The following is a 2,512-nucleotide window of genomic DNA, read 5'->3' as shown; positions in this document are numbered from 1 at the left end:
GTTCAATGCACACGAACATGCCTTTCGCGTGTTTCAAGGTGCCGCTGAGCGCGGTATCTACGACAATATGAAAACCGCTGTCGATAGAGTTGGTAAAGGAAAAAGACGTGATGTAAATCGTCGCTTTCAAGCCATGGTTGGCCACTATTTGTTTGAATCGGAGTTTTGTAACCCTGCCGCAGGCTGGGAAAAGGGCCAAGTGGAAAAGATGGTCAGAGATGCTCGTCAAAGCATTTGGCACGATGCCCCAAAATGCAAAACGCTCGATGAATTAAATGACTGGCTTGAGCAAAAATGCATGTCACTGTGGCAATCAACCACGCATCCAAATTATGGTGACCGGACGATTGAACAAGTCTGGCTCGACGAGAGGAAACACCTGATGAAGGTCCAGGCACCATTTGATGGATTCATCGAACACACTAAGAAAGTGTCATCGACTTGCCTGGTGAACTTTGAACGCAATAAATACAGTGTCCCAGCCAGTTTTGCTAATCGCTTGGTAAGCCTTCGAGTGTACCCTGAACGCATTCTGTTTATTGCCGAAGGCAATAAAGTCGCAGAGCATGTCAGGCAATTCAGCCGAGATCACAACTCCAAAGGGGTTGTGACTTATGACTGGCGTCACTACCTGCTTGTTGCTCAGCGTAAACCTGGCTCACTCCGTAACGGTGCCCCGTTTAAAGAACTTCCCGAGTGCTTCCAGCACCTTCAGGATACCCTGTTGAGATATGAAGGTGGTGATCGAGATATGGTAGATATCTTGTCATTGGTGCTGCATCACGATGAGCAACTGGTTAAAGAAGCCATTGAGCAAAGCCTGAACGTTGGCCTGACGTCAAAGCAGCATGTGATCAATTGCTTGCATCGACTGATGGATATACCAACACCGGATCCATTACCCATCAAAAAAGCGTTACAGCTTGAGCAAGAGCCAACGGCAGACACAAGTATCTATGAGCAATTGAAAGGACAACGCCATGCACATTGAAGCTTTATTAAACACCTTAAAAACCCTAAAACTGCATGGCATGAAGGCCAGCGTGAACGATTTATCGATTCAGAGTTCACCAGCGTTCAAACAAGCATTACCCGTTCTCGAAACCCTGCTTAAAGCCGAGGTCGCAGACCGAGAAGTTCGTTCAATCGCTTATCAGATGAAAGTTGCAAAATTCCCTGCCTATCGAGACTTATTCGGCTTCGAATTCCAATACAGTGCGGTTAACGAAACGGTGATACGGGGCTTACATCGATGTGAGTTTGTCGAAGACAGTCAAAACATCGTATTCATCGGTGGCCCAGGCACAGGCAAGACGCACTTGGCAACGGCCATTGCTGTCCAAGCGGTACAGCATCACCACCTCAGAGTACGGTTCTTCTCGACTGTAGAGCTTATCAATGGGCTTGAAAAGGAAAAGCTAGATGGCAAGAGCGGCCGCATTGCCAATCGGCTTAGCAGCGTTGATTTGGTGGTTCTAGATGAGCTTGGCTATGTACCTTTCAGCCAAAATGGCGGTGCACTGCTATTTCATCTTCTAAGCAAGCTCTATGAAAAGACCAGCATCATCATTACGACTAACTTGTCATTTTCTGAGTGGGCCAAAGTCTTTGGTGATGCAAAAATGACAACAGCACTGCTCGACAGACTAACTCATCATTGCCATATCATCGAAACTGGCAACGACAGTTATCGATTCAAAGAATCATCGGCTGCAAAAAATAAGGAAAAATAACTGGAGATATTTTCAAGATATTGGTCATAATAAGACCAACTTAGGCGGATCAGTTTTCAATGCAAATCGTGGATCAGTTTTAAGTGCAAATTAACAGTCTATATCGACCTTCTCTCCTACTAGTTCGCAAAACGACCAGTAACTTCCTCCCAACACGAAAAACACTATATGCAAGAATATGTTGATACTGCAAATCAAGCTTATCCTTGAGAATCCTGTTGAGATTGCGTGACTATTATTTTCCATATCTAAAAAAAAGAAATAATACCAAACAGTATGAACCAACCTTGTTGGAAGCAACCAAAAATCATATAAGTGGGAAATATATAACCGCAATTTGTTCATGTTTTTATGGTTAAAGCCTTAGTGGAAGGATAATTCTAACGATACGGAATGAATTAACTTTTTTATAGCGTTTCGCCAAGCAGATACAGTGCTCTCAACTTTTTAAGCGCCTACGGAACCCAGAAATTTACTTTTTACAGATTTGATTTCAATGACTGCAGATCGCTCACAAAAGCCGCTCACGGCCACCTTTTTTTCAATAAGTTACGTTATTTATGGCCACGGTTCAAATATCCAACGAAAGACATTCATCGAATCATTTCTGAAAACGCTCTCTTGTTGTTAACTGTTGCGGTTCAACATTTGTTAAACCACTATTTGCTGGTTGGCATGCATTGCTGACGAGTATGAATTGTTTAACAACTAATAATTTTTAGCCAAATATGCAGTGATAGCAGCTAAGGAGAAAGTGACTACAAAGGTATATATTAAAT

Annotated in this window: 2 protein-coding genes; both read left to right on the top strand. The window is 43.2% G+C overall.

From position 1 onward, the window contains the following. The coding region (locus E8M12_RS06945) for a Mu transposase domain-containing protein (protein WP_136735378.1) at positions 1 to 991 on the top strand (991 nt) is incomplete at its 5' end. Beyond that, positions 981 to 1,733 (top strand): IS21-like element helper ATPase IstB, encoded by a 753-nt coding sequence (gene istB, locus E8M12_RS06940; RefSeq protein WP_136735377.1) that lies wholly within the window; start codon positions 981 to 983, stop codon positions 1,731 to 1,733. The genes E8M12_RS06945 and istB, both read left to right, overlap by 11 nt. Positions 1,734 to 2,512: the final 779 nt, after the last annotated feature.

The sequence above is a fragment of the Thalassotalea mangrovi genome, from assembly GCF_005116735.1.
Lineage (GTDB): Bacteria > Pseudomonadota > Gammaproteobacteria > Enterobacterales > Alteromonadaceae > Thalassotalea_A > Thalassotalea_A mangrovi.
The sequence above is the reverse complement of the archived record's forward strand: the minus strand, read 5'-3'. Positions and strand labels throughout refer to the sequence as shown.